Origin of the sequence: Legionella jamestowniensis (genome assembly GCF_001467745.1) — a bacterium.
GTDB classification, from domain to species: Bacteria; Pseudomonadota; Gammaproteobacteria; order Legionellales; family Legionellaceae; genus Tatlockia; species Tatlockia jamestowniensis.
In genome coordinates, this window is record NZ_LNYG01000013.1 from 1,457,127 (window position 1) to 1,481,167 (window position 24,041).

Below are 24,041 nucleotides of genomic sequence, written 5' to 3' on the forward strand. Positions count from 1 at the left end.
TACTCTTTGAAGTCGCAGCAGCAGTGTCAAAAAAATCCAGAATGTAGTCGCTTAATGATGAGACGATATCAGGCCTTATTTACTGAATTAAGTGGTTATTTTAATGAAGAGCCGTGGTTAAATAGATTTGAATATTTGGCATACCTCTATCTGCTTAATTCAGAGTCATTAAAGCAAAATTTAATACAGTTAACGCCAAGAAATCTAAATAATTTGAAAAAGGCACTTGTTGCTCTATTCATTAAATATTATAGGCAATTTGAATCCCGTGTGGCGGGAGAGACTCCAGAGAACAGTGACCCCGATTTATATCAAGAAAGAATTAAAGCCTTTAAAATGTTTTACATCCAAACTAAAAGTCTTGTGCTCTCTGCCAGAACGGTTTCTGGGGTTATTGCAGCGGTGGCAATGGCAGCAGAGTTGGCTTACCAACAACCAGAAATTGCTGAATTGTCGCTTAATTGTGTCGAAGAGTGTGCTCCTCTATTGAAAGATAGTTTGACGATGCGCCCTGCTGTTGTAGAAGAGGAACACGGTGCGGCCTTTAAATTTGAACAATTCCGTGAATTAGTTATCAAAAAATTGGAGAGTTATTTAAAAACGAGGGCTGAGCGAATTGAAACCCAACGTTCGGGTAACTATTTTACGCAAATTTATCTGCCTATTGATAGAGGCGTATTTTATAATAACCGTTTGCAAGATGCGCGGATAGAATTGGCAAGCAAGCTATTAGTTCAGCTGCAATTTATGAGTGAGAACGGAAAAGATATTGATAGTCCAAAACATTTGTTGCAAATGGTGCAAAAAGCAAAAATTGAGAATGAACATCTTTATTGTTTATATGGTCGGATTATTGATAAACAAGGGGACCTGGCTCAACTATTAGATACAATGCAAGGGGCATTAAAAGCCGCTTACGGCTGGCAAGAAGATAATTTAAAGAGGGGCAGCCTGCAGGCTATCCGCTGAATAACCCAAAAGTTTATTATGTGGCGATAATCAGCATCCACTCAAAAAACAAACGATTCGCTTTTTTAAACATGTGTTGTATATTTACACAATTTTTATTTCTATATGTTATGATTTGCTAATTTCTTTTTCCAAGAGGTGAAACCAATGTCCGGCTTTTTTTGTTTCCAGCAACAAACTTATCATGACAATGTATTAACTATAAACCTTTCATTGTTGCCTGGCAGCTTATACAGAGATACCGCTACCGAGGCACTACGGGAGCAACAAGCGCTAGAAGGTCGATTAGTAAGATTAAAGTCACAAAATGAACCTCAAAGAAAGACAGGGGCAAAAGCAAACACGATTGATGTGGCGCGAAAATTGATAAGCGCTGTTTTAACCGTTAATAAACAAATCAACATCATTTATAAAGATAATATTAATCTCGAACAGATAGCAATTGATCAAGAAAAAAATGGTGTTAATCGACTTTATTTTGAAGAAATTTATCTTGCTAATGAAGAAACATTGTCTTCGCAATTTAAGCATATCACCACAGATGATTTGAATCGGGTTAAGCGAAGTTTACTCGAGAGGCTATCCTTCTTTGATAAAAATTTTCTTCAGAAAGAAAGTAGTGGAGTTCGCAAAGAATTGGATAAAGCAGGGAAATTGAAGGCTTGTCAGAAAGTTATTCAACAGACCATACGTATGATTGCTTGTGCAAAAACTTTGTCGGCTGTTCTTGCTACGGTGGCAGTGGAAGCGGATTTATTGGCGCAGTTGAGCCTTGCCAAAGATAAGGATACATTTTTTGATCGTGGAGTAAACAGTGTTGCCGATTTATTCATTGACTGGTTGCCGGCCGCACTTAGTGAAACACTGCAACGAGCAACATTTGGTTCAAGTTTGAATCGTATTGGGTCCGCTTTTCAGCTTGAAAAGGCTCGAGAATTATTTATATCCAAACTGGAAAGGTATTTGGCAAGTCGAGCGCAGCTTGAAAATTGCACCCATGATGATAGACAAGTCACTTACCGTTACCGTCCCATGAATAAAGGAATCTTTTTTAACAAACCACTGCAGGAGGCTCGAATCGAAGTGGCTGCAACTCTGCTGGCAGAATTGAAGGCCATGCAGTTAAGCGGTAAGGATAAAGATAACCATAAGGAAGCTATTAGCCATCCTCAATTCTTTGCGGTAGCTCTTGCGCATGCTACTGAAACAAATAATACCTGTTACAGCAAACTTGCCAGAACCTTGCCTGGGGGAATTTTTATTGATGGTGAAGGCGAGTTGGCGGTAATTCTAGAAGAAATGCGTCAGGAAATGAAATCTATCTACCCTTATGATGTTCGCATTAACAGGAGTGGGGCTGGATTGTATGATCAACTAGGTTTGACAACTACTTCACCGCAACTTCAATAAAAGAAAAACCTGGTTATTGCTGTCACTGTGCAAGCAACTATACCTAAGGCAATATTTTTAGTTACAATGATCCTCTCTTTTTTAGCTGGAGGATCACATGCCTTCTTTTGATATTGTCTCAGAAATTAATAAAGTTGAGTTACGTCATGCTGTAGAAAATGCGCAGCGAGAAATGGGAACCCGCTTTGATTTTCGTGGTGTTGATTCAAGTATAGAGCTCAACGACTTGGTAGTAACTCTTAAGGCAGAGTCTGACTTTCAGGTTCGACAGTTAGAAGACTTATTCCGCAATCATTGTACAAAACGTGGGGTAGATGCCAGTGGTTCTGATATAGAGGATGAACCTGTACACAGTGGCAAGATATATTCCTTGTCTATGACATTCAAACAAGGGATTGATCAACCCACCGCCAAAGACATTGTGAAGCTAATTAAAGACAGTAAATTAAAGGTTCAAACGGCAATTCAGGGCGATAAAATCCGAGTTACTGGTAAAAAGCGTGATGATTTACAAGACGTTATCGCTTTGTTAAAAAAGTCCGAAATTAAATTACCACTCCAATTTGAAAATTTTCGCGATTAAGTCTTGCATAACATGAGGCGCATTAGCTCATCAAGCCTCTTGTTTATGGTCTAATATAAATATAGGTGATGACTAATCCTGGCTGAACCAGTTTTACTTTCAGATTAGGAGATTGTTGTTGACGCGTGGTGTGTATTCTTGAGGTATGAAGGAAACCTAAAACGTGTCATAGATCGCCACCTTGGTCTTTCTAGCGGCTCAGATGCGCAGGTGGTCGTTACCTTGCTTCATCCTGTCATGATCTTTTTCATTTTCTAAAAGAATCCATTGAGCTTTATCGTTAAAACACCCTTCCTTTTTGTCTAAAACAAAAACATGTCGTATAATTTAAAAACAAATACATAAGCAAGGATGTGCTTTATGAAGAAGTTAATTATTGCTTGTCTGCTGTTTGTACCTTCCCTTTTGTTATCAAGCTGCACGGTAACCACTGCCAATTATTATCCTGCGGGCTACAGAAATGACTTTGTTTATTCTGTTGGTTATTATGGCTATCGTCCCTATTGGGGAACAAGAGCTTATACAGGATATCGCTGGCCTGGCTATTGGGGTTATAGAGGAATTTATAGCTATCCACGAGCATGGTATGGTTACGTCCGCAGATGGTAAAATCTGCGGATAAATCATTACGAATTAACTAAGTGTGATTACTGGAAAGAAGATTAGTCTTATTTTCAAGTTCTTGTTGATAGGTTTCAACAAGACTTGTTTGCAGGGAAGGTCTTGGTCCATGAGTAATCGTACCTTTTGCCAAATGACTCCCCAAATCCTTTATTATTCCTTCAAACACAGAGGCAGCGTGTTGCGGGGCAGTAAGAAGTAGGGTTTCCAGTTGTATCGTCATGTCTGCTATAGCCTTGTCAAAAACATTTCTAGCTAGTTTGGGAAGTCGTGGATCTCTATTCGTTCGAACATTCAAGGGATTAGGTTTGGAGCCAAAATTTTGGTAGGGGCTAATAATTTTTTTGTGATTATGAGACATTTGTTGGATTTGCTCTTTGGCAACAGTATGTTCAGGTTGGATATTTATTACTTCTTGATACAAATCAAAAGCAATAATCAGGCTGTTTCTTTTTGGAATTCCAGGGTGTTTGGCCTTTGCAAAAAAATCAGCGGTTAATGACAGCAAATTAGCGAGGTATTTAGGAACAGGTTCCTTCGGAATAATGGAATTAAGGCCTGCGATAAGCGCATCACTCAAATGTGATAACTCTACTGTGGGTTGAACAGTTGGATATATGGGAAGTATGGGTTGCGCTTGTTGCCCTGTTGTTGGTGATACAGGATTAAAAAAGCTCAACCGATTTTCTTCTGAAGAACAAGAGGGTACAAAAAAGTTATGAGGTTGGGGTGATACAGAACCAGATGGCGCAACGGGAGAAGTTCTTTCAAATGAGCAAATTTCAAGTGATTCGGGAATATCAGCAGGTATCGAACCATAATCCATCGACTGGATGTCTTCTTCTATTTCAGGGCTCATCATCACCATAGAAGCAGTCGTTTCTAACGCTTTAGTCAATGTATCGCTGCCCTCATAATCGCTGACTCCTGAGGCTTCTTGAACATGAAGGGAAGGTTGTAATTGTATAAAATTTAATAAATCGGTAATGATTTGACTGTCTCTATCTTCTTCGGGGACTAATGGATAAATTTCTTGGCATGAAGCTGCAAAAGCTTCAATATTTTGATGTTTAACGATTGCTATACGTATTACGTAGCTAAATAATTCTAATTTTTGTAAGGGTAAAGTAATTTCTTTGTCTAATAATGCTTCATCTTCGATATAGGCTTCCATGAGATGAAGCATGGTTTCATCCTGAGTATATTTATAGTGTTGCTCTAATAAATTCAGATAGCCTAAATGGCAAGAAAGCTCAACAGATTGGCTTGATTTTTTACGGAAGTTAATGGCATGTTGCATCCATGCTATTGCTTCGGCGACTATTTGTTGTTTGCTCTGTTGATCCTCACCGTTAGTAGAGGATTGCTCACTTACCTCATCTTCCAACGTCTCAAAAATTTCATCACTAACTACTTCACAAGCATCCGCTAGCTTAGCAAAACAGTCCTGCAGTAAGTTTTTGGTGATTCTAATATTCCTTTTGTCTTTAAGTTCTCTGTTATATACCTCTTCCATTTCACGAACCAAGCCGGGAATCATTTGCCAGAGGGTTTTAACTGTATTTATCTCATCTGCCTTTTCCTCGAAAATTACTGCAACAGTCTCCAACGTATCTTTTACCGCATAGGTAAATGCATCATAGAAATCAGTATGTAAACGTATACCAGAGCTGGCATAACGGTTTAATGTTTCAAGCGCGCGTAAGTAATAGGTCAGGGCTTCTTCGTAATTTTTTTGATTGTAGGCGTGATCGGCATTTCTTTGATCAGGGCTATTAAAGTAAAATCGCATTAGAACGCTCAGCTAATTATGAAAATATCATTTTAACCAGATAGGTGTTTTTTAAGCAATAAGAATTTTAATTAATTTAAATGTATAATTTTGAGGCTTTATGATAAAAGGTTGGATTTTATATAAACGTAGCTTGCAAGAGTTAACCAGCAATGATCATGGTGTTAATCGCTTATTGTCAGCAGCAAAGCAATTAAATATTGAATTGGAAGTATACAAGCCAGACCAGTTTGAGCTTGTGGTTACCAGAGAGGATAAAAAAAGCATTCTTCTTAATGGTGCTCGTGTTTTTTTACCTGATTTTTTAATGCCACGTTTGGGTGCTGAGACCAGTTATTTTGCAATGGCCATTATTCGCCAGTTGGAAAAGTCTGGTGTCTATACTTGTAATAACGCGAGTGCAATTGATGTTGTTCGGGACAAAATGCTACTTAGCCAATTATTTGCTCAGAGCGATTTACCTTTTCCTAAAACCATGCTGGTTAAATTTCCTGTACCGGTCTCTGTTGTCGAGAAGGAAATAGGGTTTCCCTTAATTATAAAAAATATTTCCGGTGCACGGGGTGTCGGCATTCATTTGTGTGAATCAGCAAACAGTTTTCGTGATTTAATGGATTTAATAGCAAGCCATAGTGGCAATAACCAAATGATTTTGCAAGAGTTTATCGCTACAAGTTACGGTCGTGACCTGCGTGTCTTTGTTTTGGGTAATAAAGTAATTGGTTGTATGCAAAGAACTGCTAAAGATAGTTTTAAAGCAAATTATTCCTTAGGAGGAGAGGTTGCTCCCTATCCCATCAATGCAGAAATCGAACACTGGGCAATTGCTTGTGCTAAGTTATTTAATTTGGAAATTGCAGGTGTTGATTTATTGTTTACTGAAAATGGTTTTAAGATTTGTGAGGCTAATTCATCGCCTGGTTTTAAGGGAATGGAATTGGCTACTGGTAAAGACATTGCGCTGCAGATTTTGCAACATATTAGTAGTGAGGTGCAGAAAAGGAAATAATTACTGGGTTTTTTTACGCCATAAAGGGAGCTCGACAGCATCCTCGTAGTACTCTTCCTCCTTACCAAAATTACTACCATAGCAGCTCGTAAAAGACCCCAAAAAAGTTCCTACTGTTGATAAAGCTGTTTTATACACGGATTTAGTCAGATAGGTGGCTATCTGTGGATAATTTTTGCTATCCCAGTAAAATTGACGACTGCTGTGAGGATATAATGTAAACCAAAAATCAAGTTCAACGTCAGACATTTCGTCAAAAGCGTTAAGCAAGGCCGTTTGCTCTGATAGCGTTAATAACTCGTAGGGCCGTGACAGTAATTGTAAATCATTATAGGCCGCAGCTATTTTTTTTAGGGCAGCAGATTCCGCTGATAGGGTGGGGGAAACAAGCGTTTCATATCGCTGTTTTATTTCCGTATAACTCACACCAGGAGTGAGCTGCAATACCTCAAAAGCATTGTTAAAGTTAATTGCAGCCATCACTCCTTCTCCTTATTCTTTGGCTCGAGATACGTATTCACCTTTGCGAGTATCAACCTTGATTAATTCACCGGTCTGGACGAAAAGAGGTACACGGACTACCGCCCCTGTTTCCAAAATAGCGGGCTTTCCACCACCTCCTGAGGTATCACCTTTGAGGCCCGGATCAGTTTCAGTAATTTCAAGAATGACAAAATTGGGTGGCATCACTTGAATGGCTTCATTGTTCCATAACGTAACTACGCAAAGATCTTGTTCCTTAAGCCACTGTTTTGCATCTGCTACTGCCTCGGGACTTACTGCATACTGTTCGAAAGTATCAGGAACCATAAAATGCCAATATTCACCATCATTGTATAAATACTGCATTTCCACATCGGCGACATCTGCTGAGGGCAAGGTTTCCCCTGATTTGTAGGTACGCTCAACGACACGGCCTGTTTTTAAATTGCGGATTTTTACGCGGGTAAAGGCTTGTCCTTTCCCAGGTTTAACGAATTCACAGTCAACAATGCTACAAGGTGCATTATCAACCATTATTTTTAAACCATTTTTAAATTCATTGGTGCTATAAATTGCCATCAGTGCTCCACTGTTGAGATTTTGTTCTAATTTCGTTAGAGTTCACGCAGTTTAGCAATTTTGTATAATTAATGCGAGATACTCTGTGAGTTGGCAAAAAATTCTGGCTCAAGGTTTTGCCTCAGTCAATGAATTACTTGAATTTTTATCTCTACCTCAAACTGCCGGTAGTGTTAAAGCTGAAAAAATATTCAAAACGCGTGTTCCGCGTGGCTTCGCTGCACGTATGGAGGCAGGTAATCCTAAAGACCCGTTACTTTTACAGGTACTGGCTGTCGATGAAGAACTTCATGAAGTAGTAGGCTTTGAAACAGATCCTCTGGCTGAAGAAGCTGCAACCTGTCAACAAGGATTGCTGCATAAATATCAGGGACGTGTATTGTTAACCCTAACGGGTGTGTGCGCAGTGAATTGCCGGTATTGTTTTAGACGTCATTTCCCCTATCAAGCGAATAATCCTGGATCAGAAGGTTGGGAAAGTGTTCTAAACTATATTCGAGACAACCCAACAATACATGAAGTCATTTTAAGCGGTGGCGATCCTCTATTGGCAACCAATGTTGTTTTACACCGCTTATTAAGTCAACTAGAACAAATACCACAGGTAAAAACACTACGTATTCATAGCCGCATACCTGTTGTGCTTCCGGAACGAATTGATGAGGGGTTGTTAGAGCGATTATCCGCAAGTCGCTTGCATAAAGTGATTGTAATCCATAGCAATCATGCACGGGAGTTGAATGATTCAGTCTTTAATGCTTGCAAGGCATTAAGGGAGGCGGGTTGTCATTTACTGAATCAATCTGTTTTATTGAAGGGAGTTAATGATAATGTTGAAAGCTTAATTGCTTTGAGCGAGCAGTTATTTTATTGTGGCGTGCTTCCCTATTACCTGCATTTATTAGATAAAGTCCAGGGGGCTGCGCATTTTGATCTACCCTTGGAGAATGCCTTAACACTATATCGCCAGATACAAAAAAAACTTCCAGGTTATCTTGTACCACGACTGGCTCGGGAAGAGCCTGGTAGGGAAAATAAAACCTTGTTAATTTAGGTAACGTCCATAAAGTAAGTCTTTATTTTAAACCTAGATTTCGGATAAATAGTCTCAAGATAAATCTTCGCCACTTTTAGTATAAAGCTCCAGGAGCTTTTCTTGTGCGCTGTAGCTCCCGCGAATCACGGGTTTATAACTGCCATCCGCCTGCATCTCCCAAGTGCTGGTATTGTCTTTAAGATAATTTTTAAAAATTTCCTGTTTAATTCGTTTTTGATTGTTTTCATCCAGAATGGGAAACATTACTTCAATACGATTATAGATATTGCGTTCCATTAAATCAGCGCTTGCACAATAAATGCGCTCATTTTCTTGTATACGAAAATAATAAACGCGATGATGCTCTAAGAAACGCCCGACAAGTGACAGAACACGAATATTATCGGAAACATTGGGTATCCCCGGTTTAAGACAGCATACACTACGCACGAGCAGATTAATTTTTACGCCTGCCTGAGAAGCCCTGTAAAGTGCTTTAATCATGGTTTTGTCGGTTAGGCCATTCACCTTGATATTAATTTCTGCCTCTTGTCCTGTCTGGGCGGTTTGAATACATTCTTCAATTAACTGGAGTAAGTTTTTTTGTAATGTAAAGGGCGAATGGCACAAGGCTTTAAGTTTAACCGCTCTGCCCAGTCCAGTGAGCTGTTGAAAAATGGTTTGTACATCGGAAGTAATAGTGGGTTCACTGGTGAGTAAACCAAAATCGGTGTAACGTTTTGCAGTTTGTTCGTGATAATTTCCCGTACCCAGATGGGCATACCGTTTGAGTTTTCCATGGGCCCTTCGTACTACTAAAGTCATCTTTGCATGTGTTTTATAACCCATAACGCCATAGAGCACCAACACACCAGCCTGATGTAAATGGCTAGCCAACCTTAAATTAGACTCCTCATCAAAACGGGCACGTAATTCGACTACTGCTGTTACTTCTTTACCGGAACGGGCTGCCTCCACCAAGGCCTTTACCATAATAGATTCCGAGTGGGTACGGTAAAGCGTTTGTTTGATGGCAAGCACATTAGGATCAGAGGCAGCCTGACGCACAAAGTCAATGACAACATCATAGCTTTGATAAGGGTGATGTAACAAAATATCCTGTTCATCCAATGTCGTAAAAATACTGCGTTTTTGATGAATCACAGCAGGGTATTGCGTACTAAGGGGTGGATAATTTAAATCGGGTTTATCAATGCGGTTAATGACACTGAAATACCGTTGAAAATTAACAGGCCCATCACAATGATAGGCATCCTCATGGTGAAGATGATGTTTTTGTAACAGGAAGTCAACAATATGGGCGGGACAGCGTTTGTCCACTTCGAGACGTACAACGTGACCATAATGCCGAGAGAATAATTCACGTTGAACCGCAACTGCTAAATCTTCAATTTCTTCTTCACGCAAGAATAAATCACTATTCCGGGTTAAACGGAAAGTATAGCAACCATTGATTTCCATGCCCGGAAATAAACTATGAATATGGGTTTCAATAATCGATGACAAGTAGACAAAACGGGTGCTTCCCGCGTCACAGAGCTCGGATGGTAAATGAATAAGACGCGGTAAAGAGCGAGGTGCATGAACGACCGCATAATCAATGTTACGATCAAATGCATCTTTACCACGTAAAGAAATAATAAAATTTAAACTTTTATTAAATAATCGTGGAAAGGGATGGGCTAAATCAAGAGCGATAGGACTAACAATGGGCAGAATTTCATTTTTAAAATAATGTTTTGCCCAAAGATGGATGTCGTCAGTCCATTCTTCGGCGGTTAGGAAATGAATATTTTCCTTTTTCATAGCAGGAAGCAATTGCTTGTTAAAGATGTGGTAGAGTTCATCCGTTAACAAGTGCACTTTTTTACTTAATTGACTAAAAATTTCATTCGCTTGCAAACCATCAATGTAGGTTTTGCGGGAAGAAAGGGCAATTTTCTCTTTTAGGCCAGCAACCCGAATCTCAAAAAATTCATCAAGGTTGCCACTGCAAATACACAGAAAGCGCATCCGCTCAAGAAGAGGTACACGCTCGTTTTTAGCAAATTGCAATATCCGCTCATTGAAAGCTAATGCGGTGAATTCGCGGTTTATATAATATTCAGGATTGTCTAAATCGTCACTCAAGCCAAAAACTCCAGACTTTTATTGCTATAGGCCTAGGTTAGTGTACCTTGTAATTTCTAGCAAGAGTCTTAGGTTTGTGAAGAGAACCCTAATGTACCAGAAAAAAGCAAACACCAATAAAAGCAATAAACCCCCAAAAGGGCGACAATTGTAAATAAGTCAAACCTAAAAAGAAAACAATGCAAGCCAAAGCTAGCGGCAAAGAGTAATAGGAATTAATGACCCCTTGTGCAACTGAAAAGGAGGCCGCGGCCAACAGGGCCAGTGCTCCGTATTGAACAGCAACCATGATCTTACGGGCAACAGGTCCATTGTAACTGGTTAAAAGTTGGTAACCTAAAATAGCTGTAAGTAATCCTGGCAAGTTAAGGCTAATTACTGCCAAAATTAAACCAGCCAGACCAGCCGCCTTATAACCAATTAAAGCAGCCAGTTTAACCGCCGTAAGTCCTGGAAACAAAAAGGTGGAGCCTACCATCTGTACAAACTCTTCTTCACCTATCCAATGACGGTAAGTGACAGCTTCATATTCTAATAATTTCAACATGGAATTACCGCCGCCTAAGGAAATAATACCGATTTTGCCGAAGCTAAATATAATCGCTAAGAAAGTTTGAGTCATGGTTTTACGAATTGCTTTAAGAAACTTACATAGTCGCAAGAAACGTGGCCTGGCAGCAAGTGCTTTGCAATATGGGTTACCAGTGTTTTGGAACGCCCTTCAATGCAGGTGCTAAAAAAAACGTTATCTTGGATACAAAGTCTTGCAAGCTCAAGTTTAACGCTCGGTACTGTAGGGAATTTGTGAATTAAGGTAATTTTGCAAACAGTGACCTGTTTACCTTTTTTGTGAAGCATGTCCGGCTGTAAATCAACTGGAGACGACGCATGGTAGAGATCAATTTTTTTACCAAAACCACGAATGTTATCTTGTTCTTGCAGTAAAGGTTTGTATTGTAATTCCTCTCGTCGCTTCTTGATATTGAAATCATTGTCAGTCAAAAGAAGATAGTGATCTTCTCGATGTTTAATCTCGTATTGTCTCAAATCCAAAAAACTGTCATCCAGGCCAGTTAAACAAATAATCTCATGGTGGGACCAAAAATATCTCGCTTCCCATTTGATATCCTCCTTTTCATAATGGGGTAAGCTCTTTATATCCAATAAAGGAGTGGTATTAATTTCAAAATTCCAGACAAGACGTTGGTTCATAAGCTGAAACATTTCCAAAAAGAATAACGCTAGAGGATTCATAAGCTGAAAGCAAGTTAAATGAATTTTTTATTAGCTATCCACATGCATGGCTCGCAAAATGATAGCAGTCAGGTATATACTTGTTTCTATTTGGACCTCACTCAAAGGGAAAAAGGAAGGTATTGAGATGGCTACACTTTTATTTCTTGTTTATCTCGGATTTACATTGGTCGTACTCTACCGAGGTTTAAATCCTCTCATTTGGGAAATTGGCAGTGCGGTGTATCTCTTAATTGCCACTTTCTTTGTCGGCATGCATTGGCTTCCTGGTATTCTTATCTGGTTAATCATTCTTGCTACCGTATTGGTAATTCGCATGGAGCCCATTCGCTTTGCCATTAGTGATTTTTTATTTGCTCGAGTTGGCAAATCAATCCCCAAATTATCCAAAACAGAAGAAGAGGCGCTTAATGCAGGTGATACTTGGTTTGAGCAAGATATTTTTACGGGTACACCCAATTGGGACAGATTAGCAAAGGTTTCATCGGAGCTAACTGAAGAAGAGCAGGCATTTCTTGCGAATGAGACAGAAGCGCTTTGTGACATGCTGGATGAGTGGCAAATTAGTCAAGCAGGAGATTTGCCTGACGGGGTATGGAATTTTATTAAAGAAAAAGGCTTTTTTGGCTTGGTAATTCCCAAGGAGTACGGTGGTAAGGGGTTTTCAGCACGGGCACATTCCGATGTGGTAATGAAGATTGCAAGTCGCTCGGGTGTTGCCGCAGTGACTGTTATGGTACCTAACTCTTTAGGTCCAGGTGAATTACTTAATTACTATGGTACTGACGAACAAAAAGCCCAGTATCTACCCAATTTGGCCAAAGGAATAGATATTCCCTGTTTCGCGCTCACAGAGCCTGGTGCTGGAAGTGACGCTACTTCTATTCAGTCTGAAGCTGTTGTGGTGAAAAGAAAGGTTGCTGATAAAACAGTTCTTGGTCTGGATATTACTTTAAACAAGCGCTGGATAACCTTGGCCCCAGTGGCAACACTCATTGGTTTGGCAGTCAACTTGAAAGATCCTGATGGGTTGCTTAAGGGCGAAGGAGAAGAAGGTATCACTTGTCTTTTAATTCCCCGTGATACAGAAAATCTCGAAATTGGTAATCGTCATTTACCTGCCATGCAACCCTTTATGAATGGGACATTACGCGGTAAAAATATTTTTGTCCCCCTAAGTACCATTATTGGCGGACAGAAAAATGCAGGTCGTGGCTGGCAAATGTTGGTAGAATGTCTGTCAATTGGCCGCTCTATTTCTTTACCTGCTTTAGGGGCGGCGTCTTCAACCATCGCTTACCTGACAACAGGGGCTTTTGCAAGAATTCGCCGACAATTTAACTTAGAAATCGGCCAATTCGAAGGCATCGAAGAAAAGCTTGCGGAAGTGGCTGGCTTAAACTATTTAGCGAATGCAACACGTCTTCTCACTGTTGCGGCGGTTAATGAGCACAAAAAGCCTTCTGTGGCCTCAGCCATCACCAAATATTTTAATACGGAATTTGGAAGAATAACGGTAAATAATGCGATGGATATCCATGCTGGACGTGCCGTGGTTGTTGGGCCGCGCAACTATTTATCCAGTTATTACCTTGGGGTGCCTGTTTCGATTACCGTAGAAGGGGCAAACATAATGTCCCGCAATTTGTTGATTTTTGGTCAAGGTTCAATGGCCTGTCATCCCTTCGTCCGTGACGAGTTTTATGCAATATCTCGCGATGACAAATCTAGCTTCAGAACAATTATTTGGCGACACATTAATTATTTCATGCATAATTTTGCAAAGGCAATTTGCTCTGCATGGACAGGAGGGGTGTTGATAGCCACGCCCCATACTAAGTTAAGACGTGAATATCAGCGCCTGGCTCGTTTAAGTTATGCGTACGCCTGGCTCGCTGATTTGTCATTAATTTATCTTGGCGGTGATTTAAAAAGGAAAGAGCGTTTATCCGCAAGATTAGCCGATGGTATGTCCTATCTTTATATGGCTATGGCGGCTTTGCGTTATTATCAAAAAAATGAAGAACATGCTGAACAAAAAGTTCATGCAAAATGGGCTGTGAGCTACTGCTTCTACCATGCGCAAAGAGCCATGATTAGTTTATGTCAAAACTTTCCTTCGCGAATATTAGGAGTTTTGGTTCGTTTAATAGTTTTTCCTTTTGGGCAAACCATGCATTATCCCAGTGACCGTTTGGATCATCAGTTAGCACGATTGATGATGTCCAATAATCACTACAGGAATGGTATAAAGAAATCGATTTATTTAAGCGGCGATCCCAACCAACCTGTAGATAGAATGGAAGAAGCATTGCAATTAATTATTAAGCATGGGGATTTATATAAGAAAGTGCCTGATTTAAAGCGACTTAAATTTAATGAATTAAAAGAACAGTTGGCGTTAAAAGTAAGTAAGGGGGAGTTAACCCAGCAGGAAATGGATGCGCTTGTGTCAGTCGAGAAAGCCCGCTGGGATGCAATCCAGGTAGATGAGTTTTCTTTTGATTCGATGAAAAAGAAGTCCTTTGCTTCTGTGACAGATACTTTTCCCAATCCTTTAGATAAATAAATCCTGATGGCGTGATGTTTCTAAACATCACGCCAGATGTATCACAATTCTAGGTAGATTATTTTTACGCTCTCTTAACAATATACTGAGAGGGTATCTATCTATATGAAAGAGACTTTTTGCTATAATCATTTAAAAATATAATTAGACTAGCTAGTTATCTATCATAAAAGCATCCTTTTGAGAGTATAAGTTATGACTTTAAATTACCGATCTAATGAAGCGATTACTCTTCCAAGCAAAGATGACTTAATTAAAATCAAAGAAACTGTAACAGATCATGACGTCGGCCTTTATATGCTAGATCACTTTATGGATCGACTTGCCGCTGCAAATAAAGTCGAAGAAGGAAGGCCAGCATATGAGAATATGTCTGCATTTGTAGACTTGTTAGCATTGCAAAGCAAAAATAGAGGCGATCCGTGGGCAGGTATACCTGGGCCACTTAATGACTTTCAGAATCTGCAGCAAAATAGGGCGGAAGAGGCAGCGGAAAAAGCAGGGCCTAAAATTGAAGGAAAAACGCTTGTTGTTGAGGCTGCTGTCAGCGATAAAAGTCAGATGGTCAGGGCCTTTTCGACATTGCAAGAAGACGTGAAAACAGGAAAATTAAAGAAAGAAGCGCTTGATCCGGAGATTAGACAAGAGCTTGATAAAATGATGCAGGCAGCTCTTGCTGAAGAAAATTTAATAAGTAAAGGCAGTGTGATTTATCAAGGCGATGAAAAAGGGCAAATTCGCCGCGATTCAAAGGGGGAGCCTTTACTGGCCGATGTTGAAAAGGTAAAACAGGTGATTAACAACTCCGCGAAAAACTTGGAGGGCTATTTTAAACAAGCAGGGAAGAATAATATTGATGTCCAAGTTAAAGAGCGCCCTTTTCCTGAACAGCCTAAAGTGGCAAAAACCCAGGCTCCAGAAAGTGCTCCTGCTGCTACGCCAGAGGCGGCCCCTGAACCAAGCCATTCAACGCCGCAAGCTTCAGGCCCTTCCTCTTAAATTGTTAAGGTATTGGCAAGCCGTAATCGTTCCGGCGAGCCAATATCTATCCACAATCCTTCGTAAAACTCGCCGGCCGCTTTGTTCTCGTGGGCTAAACGGCGTACTAATGGAATGACTGAATAGCGCCCTGCATGGCAATGATGAAAGGCCTCAGGACGATAGCAGGCAATACCTGGAAAGGTATACGTTTTTTCATTCGTCAAACGCTGCTGCTGAAGACCGAAATCACCTTTACAATTATGTGCAGGGTTCGCCACCAAAACCAGTTTCGCCATGGCGTTAGCAGGGAGTTGTAGTGCATTAAAATCATAGTCGGTAATGATGTCTGCATTGACCGTTAAAAATGGCTCTTTGCCTAACAAGGGCAGGGCATTATAGATCCCACCACCCGTTTCAAGGCCACCAGGGGGTTCTGGTGCATAACAAATTTCAATATTCCATTGACTGCCATCGCGCAAATAACGGCGTATTTGACTTCCCAGATGAGCATGATTAATGACCAAACGTTCAAAGCCACATTGAGCAAGTCTGGCAACATGGTATTCAATCAGCGGTTTATTATGTACTTTGCACAATGCCTTAGGTATATAATCGGTCAGTGGTCTTAATCGCTCACCTCTACCTGCAGCTAAAATCATCGCGGTTTTCATGGTAAACGTACCCTCTTTTGCATAAATTGATAAAAAGGTCCTAACTCTTTATAGCTTTCAAGACAAGCCATGACATAATGAAGTGTCAGTGGCAAGTCCTTTAAATAATTAGGTTTGTTATCGCGCAGGTACAAACGAGAGAAAACACCTAAGACTTTTAAATGCCTTTGCAAGCCACACAAATCGAAAGCATAGATAAAATCATTCAACGTGCAATGGGTTACTAAGGGGGATTGTTCATAAAAAGCTGTAACCCATTTAATCACTTGTTCGCGCGGCCACTGAATGTAGCAATCCTTTAAAAGGGACACCAGATCATATGTAAAAGGTCCAAACATCGCATCCTGGAAATCGATTATACCTAATTGAATATCGTCCTCGGTATTATTTAGAACCATGATATTTCGCGAATGATAGTCACGGTGAATAAACACTTGTGGTTGGTGTGAAATTTCATCAGTTAGCCAAGCAAATGTGGTATTTAAGAGCTGCTCTTCTTCGGTGCTTAACTGAATTTTTAAATAACGGTTAAGAAACCATTCCTGAAAATTACTGATTTCTTGCAGCATGAATTGTTTATCAAATAAAGGTAAATGGGCTGTATTTGCAGGAGGGCAACGTTGCATGATTAAAATAATTGCCATGGCTGCCTTATAAAATTTGTTGGCTGTGGTGGGTGATAGATGCTTCAGCAACAGCTCATCTCCAAAATCATCCAGAATAACAAATCCCTGTGCTGTATCTATCGCATGAATACGGGGTGCTTTAATCCCCATGCGGGTTAACATTTCACAAACGGTTAAAAAGGGTTGAAGAGCTTCTTTATCTGGAGGAGCATCCATAACAATTTGAGTTATTGTATCTAATTGCAAGCGAAAATAGCGTCTAAAACTGGCATCACCTGCTAAAGGGTTGATTGAGTATAAAGCGGAAGCGAGTGTTTTTTCCAACCACTTGTGAAGTGCGTTTTGCCGATTTTGCATGCTATACTCCAAAGCCATATTCTTGCTTAGAGGTTTGACAATTCCAAACCCTATAGTATTAATTATTGTGCACTTTGTGCATACGCATCATAAGGTATTTTGGTGGCGCTGAACATAAGGTTGAATTCAATAACTCAAAAAATAAATAAAATGATGTGCAGTCGCTATGCATCTGCTGTCTGCTTAACTGTGCTTGGTACAGCAGCTGGTATTTATCATCTGAAGAGCTATGCTGCAAATACAATGGTGGTAGAGCCAGTGCAAGCCTGTGTTATAGCACGTGATGTAGATTTAACGGATGCCATTCGTTCGCGTTTTGCCCAATGCCTTGGCTGGGAGTCCCAGCTTGTTTCACCAATTTCGGTATGTCGCGGTATCTATCAACCTCTGCAAGTTACACCCTTAGCTGATCCCAATGAAATACGAATTACCGCAGATGATGTGTCATTTTATAATGAGGGACGGTCTCAGTTAACTGGCAATGTGGAAGTCCAACAAGCACAACGCGTTGTCAATGCTCAAACCGCCTATGTCTATCGCGATGCCAAATCCAATCAGGTGACGAAAATTGAATTGCTTGGAGATGTACATTATTTAGAGCCTGATCGACTCATGATAGCCAGAAAGGCAACTATTTTTCCACAGGATAAATCGGGTACAGTTGAAGATGTGTTGTATCGCTTTAATTCACAACGCCCTGGAGCGACATTGCCTGCCTGGGGGAGAGCCAGCTTAATAAAGCGTTTTGCTAATCAGGATTATTTATTAAAACGTGCCACTTATAGCAATTGCGCGCCTCAAGATAAAGCTTGGCAAATTGAAGCAGAAAGTATAACTCTCGATGACTCAGAGTCTACGGGTGTCGCACGGCATGCCAAACTTCGTATTTATGATGTTCCTGTTCTTTATACACCCTATTTAAGTTTTCCAACATCCAAGGAACGTAAATCTGGTTTCTTAATGCCTACTATTGGTACATCAAATGTAGGTGGTTTTGATTATGCACAACCTTACTATTGGAACATTGCCCCTAATTATGATGCTACAATTATTCCTCATTACTACGCCCTACGTGGATTAATGTTAGGAGGTCAATTTAGATACCTAACGCCTTATTCATCGGGGGTTTTTAATGGGCGCTTTTTGCCAGGTGATCGCGCTTTTAAAGACTATATTCAGGACCATCAGCAACGCTATCCAATATTGCGTGGCCTTTCCACGGATCGGTGGTCAGTTCAGGTATTAAATAATACCTGGTTAGCCTCTAATTTACATTTAGGAATTAATTTTCAACAAGTGTCTGATGATTATTTTCTCCAGGATTTTAGCAGTAATTTTGCTGTACTAACGGAGCGACAATTATTGCGTGAAGCTAATTTAAGTTATACTACGGAGCATTGGTTATTTCGCGGAATGGTGCAAAGTTATCAAACACTTCATCCAGTTAACCAGACGCCAATCGCAGACATTTATCAGCGCTTACCGCAGCTCTTAGCCCATGGTAATTATGATACATTACCCTTTAATGGGAATTTGTCGATTTTGAGTCAATATGATCAATTTAAATGGCCTAATGATCCGTCGCTAAAATCTTTGCGAGTAGTTAATCGACGACTCGTTAAGCCCGAAGGTCCGCGCTACCATCTAAATCCGGTATTAGCTTTTCCACAAATTAAACCCTGGGGATTTTTTACCCCTTCTGTGGAGGTCGTGGAAAATTATTATGATGTTAGTCGAAATAATTATGCTTCATTAAATGACAGTAATCCGTTAAATGATTATGGTTTTCCAGTTGCTGCCAAGACCAATAATCATTATAACCGTACTATTCCTCGTTATAGTGTTGACAGTGGACTATATTTTGAGCGCTCCACCTCTTTTTTCAATCACGATTTGACACAAACGCTGGAGCCGCGTCTTTATTATTTATATGTACCCTACGCTGATCAAACCCCTATTCCTGTTTACGATTCAGGATATATGATTTTTAGTGTTGATCAGTTGTTTCGCAAAAATCGTTTTTCTGGATTTGACAGAATAGGGGATGCTAATCAGCTTTCCTACGCGGTTACGTCTCGTTGGCTCTCTGATGAAACAGGGGCAGAAAAAGCAAATATATCACTAGGTCAAAGTCGTTATTTTGCGGATAGACGCGTGCAACTTTGTCAAAATCCAGCAGGGCCTTGTCGGGATAATCCCTTGACATTAGGCTATTTATCCCCCATTGCTGAGTATTCTCCTGTAGCAAGCAGAGCCATGTATCGCTTTAATTCCAAATGGAATGTAACCGGTGATTACGTCTGGAACCCTTACACACGCTCTACGAATAATGGGCGAGTGAATTTGCATTATCAACCAGGACCTAACAAGATTATTAACATTGGTTATTCCTATCTCGTTAGTGGTGATATAACTCAGGTTGATCTTAGCAAAGTAAATGTAAACTCGTTAAATCAAATTACGTTTTCCTACGCTTGGCCTTTATCAGATAAATGGAGTAGCTTGGGAGGGTATAATTACAATATTAGTAAAGACTATGAAATGATGTCTTTTTTAGGCGTACAATATGATAGTTGTTGCTGGGCTGTAAGATTAATTGGGGGACGCAGTTTCCAGAGCTTAAATGCCGGCGCACAACCTATATATAACAACAATGTATATTTGCAAATTTTATTAAAGGGACTTGGTTCGGTGGGTAACAGTGATCCCGCGAGCACAATACATACTTATTTGCCGACCTATATTGATCAATTTCATAATAGCTAAGCTTTGATTTAAAAATTGTCAAAGTCGCTTGTATTTTCATTAAGAATGACCTAAATTGCGGAAAAAATAAATAGGGGATAATTCACATGTTAAAGAGGATTGCACTCTTAATGCTGATGTTATCAGCGCTTTCTGTTACAGAAGCTGCTCAGCCTTTAGATCGGGTGGTAGCTGTAGTTAATGAAGGTGTAATTACCGAGAGTGAATTGAATGCACAAGTTGAGATTTTACGTCAACAAATTGTGGCTAAAAATATGCAGTTACCGCCTGAAGTCACGTTGCGTAAGCAAGTTCTGCAACATTTAATTGATGTAGATTTGGAGTTACAGCTGGCAAAACAACATGATATTACAGTCGATAATACGGAGCTCAATGATACAATCAATAAAATAGCTGCAGCTAATAATTTATCGTTAACGCAAATGCGTGAAGAAATTGTGAGACAAGGACTAACCTGGGAAACTTATCGAGAAAACATTCGCAAAGAGATGTTAATTAGTCGGTTGCAGCAAAAAGCGGTGGGTAAAGACATCAATGTTACTCCTGCTCAAGTGGAAGATTATTTAAAAAATGCCCAGCAGGATGATAAAAGCCAGTTAACTTATCACTTGCAAAATATTGTTATTCCTGTACCAGAAGATCCTACAACGGAGCAAGTTAACAATGCGCGTGAAAAGGCCAAAACGCTGCTGGGTAAAATAAAAGGTGGGGACGATTTCAACCGTTTGGCAATAGCTGAGTCCAGTGGTGAGTTTGCCTTGGAAGGGGGCGACTTAGGTGAACGTCATCTTGCTGAGCTTCCTGAAATTTTTGCCAAAGAAGTTGTTAAAATGAAACCTGGCCAGGTCGTAGGGCCAATTAGAACGGGTAATGGTTTTCAACTGATTAAACTGATTGCCATTGGTGGGAACAATCAACATCATGAAGTTACCAAAACCCACGTGCGCCATATCCTGCTAAAGCCAGATGCCAGTATGACGGCTGAAGAAGCAAATCGACAAGCTTACAATTTATATCAGCAATTAAAATCAGGAAAAGATTTTGCCCTAATGGCTAAGCAGTATTCATTAGATGCTGCTAGTGCTGTTAAAGGAGGGGACCTTGGTTGGGTTAATCCAGGAGAGCTGGTTCCTGAATTTGAAAAAGCAATGGATGCATTGCCTTTGCATAAAGTAAGTAAGCCGGTGAAGACGGTTTTTGGTTGGCATTTAATTGAAGTGCTTGAACGCAAAAAAATAGACGATTCAGAATCATTCAAGCGACAACAAGTACGTCAGTTTCTACAACAGCGTAAATTTACGGAAGCAGTACAAAATTGGCAACAACATTTACGTACTACTGCATACATTCATATTGTGGATAAGGACTTGGCATAATGAAACCACTACTGGTAAGTAGTGGTGAGCCTGCGGGGGTGGGGCCTGATTTATGCCTCGCCCTCGCTGATCATGAATTACCTGTAGTAATCCTGGGCGATAAAGAATTATTGCAGCTGCGAGCTCAGGAGTTGAATCTACCCTTGACCTTTTTAAATTACCAACCCCATGCCACACTCTCAATGCGCCGTGGCCATTTAACAGTACTATCTGTTCGCTGTCCGGCAAAGGTAGTGCCTGGAAAACTAAATCCACAAAATTCATCCTATGTGATTGAAATGTTAACATTGGCCGCTGACAAGTGTTTAAAAGGCGAATTTGCTGGTTTAGTCACAGCGCCTGTTCACAAGGCTGTAATAAATCAGGCGGGGATACCCTTTACAGGCCATACTGAATTTTTGGCAACTCATTGTAATACAAGTAGCGTAGTCATGATGTTGGCTTGCCCCACAATGAAAGTTGCTCTAGTAACAACACATCTACCTTTAAGGGCTGTAGCCGATGCTATTTCTATTCCTACGGTTAAACAGGTTATTCAGCAGCTCAATCATACATTGAAGAATGATTTTAATATTGTAAAGCCTCGTTTATTGGTGGCTGGTTTAAATCCCCATGCAGGGGAAGGTGGTTATTTGGGTCGAGAAGAAATTGACGTTATTACTCCTGCCCTGGAACAACTAAGAGAAGAAGGTATCCATGTGTATGGTCCATTTCCAGCTGATACAATGTTCACACCACACAATGTAGAGAGATGTGATGCTTTTGTAGCAATGTACCATGATCAGGGTTTATCGGTTTTGAAGTACGCTGGATTTGGTGAGGCGGTGAATATCACTCTTGGTTTGCCTTTCATCAGAACGTCAGTGGATCATGGTACAGCACTGGAGCTAGCTGGTACAGGCAAAGCCGAAGTGGGTAGTTTGTTGGCTGCAGTAGAAATGGCACATTCTATGGCAATCGTAAGAGAAAAAGTATGACCATTATAAGTCTTATAGCAGCTGTTGATGAAAATTATGGTTTGGGTAAGGATAACCATTTGTTGTGTCATCTTCCTGCTGATTTAAAGCATTTTAAAAAGTTGACCATGGGAAAGCCGATTATTATGGGTAAAAAAACTTTTGACTCTATCGGTAAGCCTCTTCCAGGACGATTAAATATCGTACTAAGCAAACAGAGTAAGCCAATTGAAGGTGTTGAAGTAATGGATTCTTTCGATAAAGCATTGGCTTTGGTATCAGATGCGTCTGAGGTTATGATTATCGGCGGTGCTATGATCTATCAGCAGACTCTTTCCAAAGCATCAAGGATGTATCTGACAATGATTCATCATCAATTTCATGCTGATGTTTTTTTTCCTGAATTTGATAAGAGAAACTGGCAAGTGAAAGAAGCAGTTTTTTTTCCAAAGGATGAGAACAATAGTTATGACATGACCTTTTACCAATATGAGCGCCTGGCCAGGTGAGATTCCCGGAAAAAGCTTATCCGGGAAGACAGTTTAGTTACATTGAATACGGTTAAATCCATCTACTTTGCATCCTCTGCCACATCGAACTTCATTAAAGCTATTGATAACACAATTTTGTCCGGGTTGATTTGCACAGGCTACCTTTAAAGGTGATTTGACGCAGCCATAGCCGCAAGCAATATGTCCAAAGTTATCAGATACGCATTGCTGATCGGGGGAAGATGCACACGCAACCGAATTAATTGAGGTCACGCAATTATAGCCACAAGCAGTTTTACCAAAAGGGCCTTGCAGACACTGTTGTGCACGTTGACTCGGATGGCCGTGATGCGGGCGGTAGTCACGAGTTTGTGATTGCCCATGAGAATGCGTGTTGTTGCCTTCATATTGTGTAAGGAGGCGATAATTATCAGTAATTATTTCTTGTCCACCATATGAAATATTACAATGGTGATAACCTGGCCATGTTTTCCCTGGTTGCTTACTTCCTTTGAAATAGGCTTGACATAAAAATAATGGATTACCATTGGTATCTCTCCCTACTGTTATCGCAATGCCAGTATTTGACCAGGAACTATTACGAAACATTTGGCGAGAAGGAATTTTAAATTGATCTACAATATATTCCTTTCCACCATATGGGACATTACAGCGATTATAGCCTGGCCATGTTTTTCCCGGTTGAGTACTATTAAGTAATCGGCCTAGACACAAAAATAAAGGCTTACCATCGGTGTCTATCCCGACTCTGAAGGCATTAGTAAAAGGGGAACTATCGTGACTATGATAATGGGTCTGAGGCATAGCCCAAGCCATCTTCAAGAAGAATGCCATTAAAAGGAAATAAAAAGTACGCATTAGTTAATCCTCAGCACAAGTGTTAATAATTTGCGCACATAGGATAGCTCAATGCAAAGCGGGAGCGCAATGCACTAGATATTAATAATTTATTATTAGGAGGAAGTGGCTTTATTTGGTGAGCAATAATTTTGCATAGTGATAAAAAATAACCTACACTAGTTAACGTTTGTGACATCAGTTTTGATAGATATATTGCAACCCGGGGCTATTAGTTGTAAATCTTGAATAAAAGCATTGACTGCGAACTCCCAAACTATTGACTTCATACACTTATATGAGTGAAGTCCCAACCTGAAAATTAGGTCTGGTCAAAAAATTATTGTATCGGTTAGCAAACTCTAGTTTTGCAATGCAGTCATGTCTAATTGGTCTAAACAAAAATTTTAAGAATAGAAAGAGATTTTAAAAAAATAATAAAAAAGTGTTTGACAAGGAAGTGTAGATGAGTAGAATACGCATCACGCCTTCGGGGCGGTTTC

The 24,041-nt window shown here is 40.1% G+C and carries 21 protein-coding genes; 12 read left to right on the top strand and 9 right to left on the bottom strand.

Annotated elements, in window-relative coordinates:
* Positions 1-54: 54 nt before the first annotated feature.
* The 4 genes from Ljam_RS10720 to Ljam_RS10735 all read left to right on the top strand — a co-directional run bounded on the left by Ljam_RS10720 (position 55) and on the right by Ljam_RS10735 (position 3,571).
* On the top strand, positions 55-969 hold the full coding sequence (locus Ljam_RS10720; protein ID WP_131762251.1) for a hypothetical protein: 915 nt from the start codon (positions 55-57) through the stop codon (positions 967-969).
* 147 nt (positions 970-1,116) lie between these two features.
* Entirely contained in the window at positions 1,117-2,379 is a 1,263-nt protein-coding gene (locus Ljam_RS10725) for a hypothetical protein (RefSeq protein ID WP_058450018.1), read from the top strand.
* Positions 2,380-2,476: 97 nt separating this feature from the next.
* Positions 2,477-2,962: a YajQ family cyclic di-GMP-binding protein gene (locus Ljam_RS10730; protein ID WP_058450019.1), complete on the top strand. Its 486-nt coding sequence runs from the start codon at positions 2,477-2,479 to the stop codon at positions 2,960-2,962.
* Between the two features lie 360 nt (positions 2,963-3,322).
* Complete coding sequence (locus tag Ljam_RS10735) at positions 3,323-3,571, top strand: hypothetical protein (protein WP_058450020.1); 249 nt, start codon at positions 3,323-3,325, stop codon at positions 3,569-3,571.
* A 28-nt stretch (positions 3,572-3,599) separates the two neighbouring features.
* Here Ljam_RS10735 and Ljam_RS10740 read toward each other — a convergent pair whose 3' ends face one another.
* Entirely contained in the window at positions 3,600-5,375 is a 1,776-nt protein-coding gene (locus Ljam_RS10740; RefSeq protein ID WP_058450021.1) for a hypothetical protein, read from the bottom strand.
* 100 nt (positions 5,376-5,475) lie between these two features.
* Between Ljam_RS10740 and Ljam_RS10745 the strand changes: the two genes are divergently transcribed.
* The gene (locus Ljam_RS10745) at positions 5,476-6,384 is read left to right on the top strand and encodes an ATP-grasp domain-containing protein (RefSeq protein WP_058450022.1); all 909 of its coding nucleotides are present in this window, start codon (positions 5,476-5,478) and stop codon (positions 6,382-6,384) included.
* Here Ljam_RS10745 and Ljam_RS10750 read toward each other — a convergent pair whose 3' ends face one another.
* Positions 6,385-6,864 (bottom strand): hypothetical protein, encoded by a 480-nt coding sequence (locus Ljam_RS10750; RefSeq protein ID WP_058450023.1) that lies wholly within the window; start codon positions 6,862-6,864, stop codon positions 6,385-6,387.
* Between the two features lie 12 nt (positions 6,865-6,876).
* Positions 6,877-7,446 (bottom strand): elongation factor P, encoded by a 570-nt coding sequence (gene efp, locus Ljam_RS10755; protein WP_058450024.1) that lies wholly within the window; start codon positions 7,444-7,446, stop codon positions 6,877-6,879.
* Positions 7,447-7,531: 85 nt separating this feature from the next.
* Between efp and epmB the strand changes: the two genes are divergently transcribed.
* The gene (gene epmB / locus Ljam_RS10760; protein ID WP_238583719.1) at positions 7,532-8,500 is read left to right on the top strand and encodes an EF-P beta-lysylation protein EpmB; all 969 of its coding nucleotides are present in this window, start codon (positions 7,532-7,534) and stop codon (positions 8,498-8,500) included.
* Positions 8,501-8,554: 54 nt separating this feature from the next.
* Here the strand turns inward: epmB and ppk1 are convergent, their stop codons facing one another.
* The 3 genes from ppk1 to Ljam_RS10775 form a co-directional block, all read right to left on the bottom strand.
* On the bottom strand, positions 8,555-10,633 hold the full coding sequence (gene ppk1 / locus Ljam_RS10765; protein ID WP_058450026.1) for a polyphosphate kinase 1: 2,079 nt from the start codon (positions 10,631-10,633) through the stop codon (positions 8,555-8,557).
* A gap of 88 nt (positions 10,634-10,721) precedes the next feature.
* Positions 10,722-11,255: a chromate transporter gene (locus tag Ljam_RS10770; protein WP_058450027.1), complete on the bottom strand. Its 534-nt coding sequence runs from the start codon at positions 11,253-11,255 to the stop codon at positions 10,722-10,724.
* Positions 11,252-11,845, bottom strand: coding sequence for a hypothetical protein (locus Ljam_RS10775; RefSeq protein ID WP_058450028.1), 594 nt, complete (start codon positions 11,843-11,845; stop codon positions 11,252-11,254). Before Ljam_RS10775 ends, Ljam_RS10770 begins: the two co-directional genes overlap by 4 nt.
* Before the next feature lie 169 nt (positions 11,846-12,014).
* Here Ljam_RS10775 and Ljam_RS10780 point away from each other — a divergent pair, with 169 nt between their 5' ends.
* On the top strand, positions 12,015-14,456 hold the full coding sequence (locus tag Ljam_RS10780; protein ID WP_058450803.1) for an acyl-CoA dehydrogenase: 2,442 nt from the start codon (positions 12,015-12,017) through the stop codon (positions 14,454-14,456).
* A gap of 195 nt (positions 14,457-14,651) precedes the next feature.
* Positions 14,652-15,455, top strand: coding sequence for a hypothetical protein (locus Ljam_RS10785; protein ID WP_058450029.1), 804 nt, complete (start codon positions 14,652-14,654; stop codon positions 15,453-15,455).
* On the opposite strand, the gene murU is transcribed toward Ljam_RS10785, so the two are convergent.
* Both murU and Ljam_RS10795 read right to left on the bottom strand, forming a co-directional pair.
* Positions 15,452-16,108 carry an N-acetylmuramate alpha-1-phosphate uridylyltransferase MurU gene (murU, locus tag Ljam_RS10790; RefSeq protein WP_058450030.1) on the bottom strand — a complete coding sequence of 219 codons (657 nt, stop codon included), beginning with the start codon at positions 16,106-16,108 and terminating at the stop codon, positions 15,452-15,454. The two genes, Ljam_RS10785 and murU, sit on opposite strands and share 4 nt — an antisense overlap.
* Positions 16,105-17,091 carry an aminoglycoside phosphotransferase family protein gene (locus tag Ljam_RS10795; RefSeq protein WP_058450031.1) on the bottom strand — a complete coding sequence of 329 codons (987 nt, stop codon included), beginning with the start codon at positions 17,089-17,091 and terminating at the stop codon, positions 16,105-16,107. The genes murU and Ljam_RS10795 overlap by 4 nt, the downstream gene beginning before the upstream one ends.
* Positions 17,092-17,244: 153 nt before the next feature.
* Between Ljam_RS10795 and Ljam_RS10800 the strand changes: the two genes are divergently transcribed.
* The 4 genes from Ljam_RS10800 (at position 17,245) to Ljam_RS10815 (ending at position 22,698) form a co-directional block, all read left to right on the top strand.
* Positions 17,245-19,857 (top strand): LPS-assembly protein LptD, encoded by a 2,613-nt coding sequence (locus tag Ljam_RS10800; protein WP_058450032.1) that lies wholly within the window; start codon positions 17,245-17,247, stop codon positions 19,855-19,857.
* A gap of 86 nt (positions 19,858-19,943) precedes the next feature.
* Positions 19,944-21,233, top strand: a complete 1,290-nt coding sequence (locus Ljam_RS10805) for a peptidylprolyl isomerase (RefSeq protein ID WP_058450033.1) — start codon at positions 19,944-19,946, stop codon at positions 21,231-21,233.
* Positions 21,233-22,210: a 4-hydroxythreonine-4-phosphate dehydrogenase PdxA gene (gene pdxA / locus Ljam_RS10810; protein WP_058450034.1), complete on the top strand. Its 978-nt coding sequence runs from the start codon at positions 21,233-21,235 to the stop codon at positions 22,208-22,210. Before Ljam_RS10805 ends, pdxA begins: the two co-directional genes overlap by 1 nt.
* On the top strand, positions 22,207-22,698 hold the full coding sequence (locus Ljam_RS10815) for a dihydrofolate reductase (RefSeq protein ID WP_058450035.1): 492 nt from the start codon (positions 22,207-22,209) through the stop codon (positions 22,696-22,698). The genes pdxA and Ljam_RS10815 overlap by 4 nt, the downstream gene beginning before the upstream one ends.
* Before the next feature lie 33 nt (positions 22,699-22,731).
* Here the strand turns inward: Ljam_RS10815 and Ljam_RS14800 are convergent, their stop codons facing one another.
* Positions 22,732-23,559 (bottom strand): DUF3421 domain-containing protein, encoded by an 828-nt coding sequence (locus Ljam_RS14800; RefSeq protein ID WP_065235542.1) that lies wholly within the window; start codon positions 23,557-23,559, stop codon positions 22,732-22,734.
* Positions 23,560-24,041 lie beyond the last annotated feature (482 nt).

Bases quoted from the DNA above. Each gene is read 5' to 3' on its own strand.
- Ljam_RS10720 (WP_131762251.1), top strand. From the start codon at position 55: ATGATGAGACGATATCAGGCCTTATTTACTGAATTAAGTGGTTATTTT.
- Ljam_RS10725 (WP_058450018.1), top strand. From the start codon at position 1,117: ATGTCCGGCTTTTTTTGTTTCCAGCAACAAACTTATCATGACAATGTA.
- Ljam_RS10730 (WP_058450019.1), top strand. From the start codon at position 2,477: ATGCCTTCTTTTGATATTGTCTCAGAAATTAATAAAGTTGAGTTACGT.
- Ljam_RS10735 (WP_058450020.1), top strand. From the start codon at position 3,323: ATGAAGAAGTTAATTATTGCTTGTCTGCTGTTTGTACCTTCCCTTTTG.
- Ljam_RS10740 (WP_058450021.1), bottom strand. From the start codon at position 5,375: ATGCGATTTTACTTTAATAGCCCTGATCAAAGAAATGCCGATCACGCC.
- Ljam_RS10745 (WP_058450022.1), top strand. From the start codon at position 5,476: ATGATAAAAGGTTGGATTTTATATAAACGTAGCTTGCAAGAGTTAACC.
- Ljam_RS10750 (WP_058450023.1), bottom strand. From the start codon at position 6,864: ATGGCTGCAATTAACTTTAACAATGCTTTTGAGGTATTGCAGCTCACT.
- efp (WP_058450024.1), bottom strand. From the start codon at position 7,446: ATGGCAATTTATAGCACCAATGAATTTAAAAATGGTTTAAAAATAATG.
- Ljam_RS10770 (WP_058450027.1), bottom strand. From the start codon at position 11,255: ATGACTCAAACTTTCTTAGCGATTATATTTAGCTTCGGCAAAATCGGT.
- Ljam_RS10775 (WP_058450028.1), bottom strand. From the start codon at position 11,845: ATGAACCAACGTCTTGTCTGGAATTTTGAAATTAATACCACTCCTTTA.
- Ljam_RS10780 (WP_058450803.1), top strand. From the start codon at position 12,015: ATGGCTACACTTTTATTTCTTGTTTATCTCGGATTTACATTGGTCGTA.
- Ljam_RS10785 (WP_058450029.1), top strand. From the start codon at position 14,652: ATGACTTTAAATTACCGATCTAATGAAGCGATTACTCTTCCAAGCAAA.
- murU (WP_058450030.1), bottom strand. From the start codon at position 16,108: ATGAAAACCGCGATGATTTTAGCTGCAGGTAGAGGTGAGCGATTAAGA.
- Ljam_RS10795 (WP_058450031.1), bottom strand. From the start codon at position 17,091: ATGCAAAATCGGCAAAACGCACTTCACAAGTGGTTGGAAAAAACACTC.
- Ljam_RS10800 (WP_058450032.1), top strand. From the start codon at position 17,245: ATGTGCAGTCGCTATGCATCTGCTGTCTGCTTAACTGTGCTTGGTACA.
- Ljam_RS10805 (WP_058450033.1), top strand. From the start codon at position 19,944: ATGTTAAAGAGGATTGCACTCTTAATGCTGATGTTATCAGCGCTTTCT.
- pdxA (WP_058450034.1), top strand. From the start codon at position 21,233: ATGAAACCACTACTGGTAAGTAGTGGTGAGCCTGCGGGGGTGGGGCCT.
- Ljam_RS10815 (WP_058450035.1), top strand. From the start codon at position 22,207: ATGACCATTATAAGTCTTATAGCAGCTGTTGATGAAAATTATGGTTTG.
- Ljam_RS14800 (WP_065235542.1), bottom strand. From the start codon at position 23,559: ATGCGTACTTTTTATTTCCTTTTAATGGCATTCTTCTTGAAGATGGCT.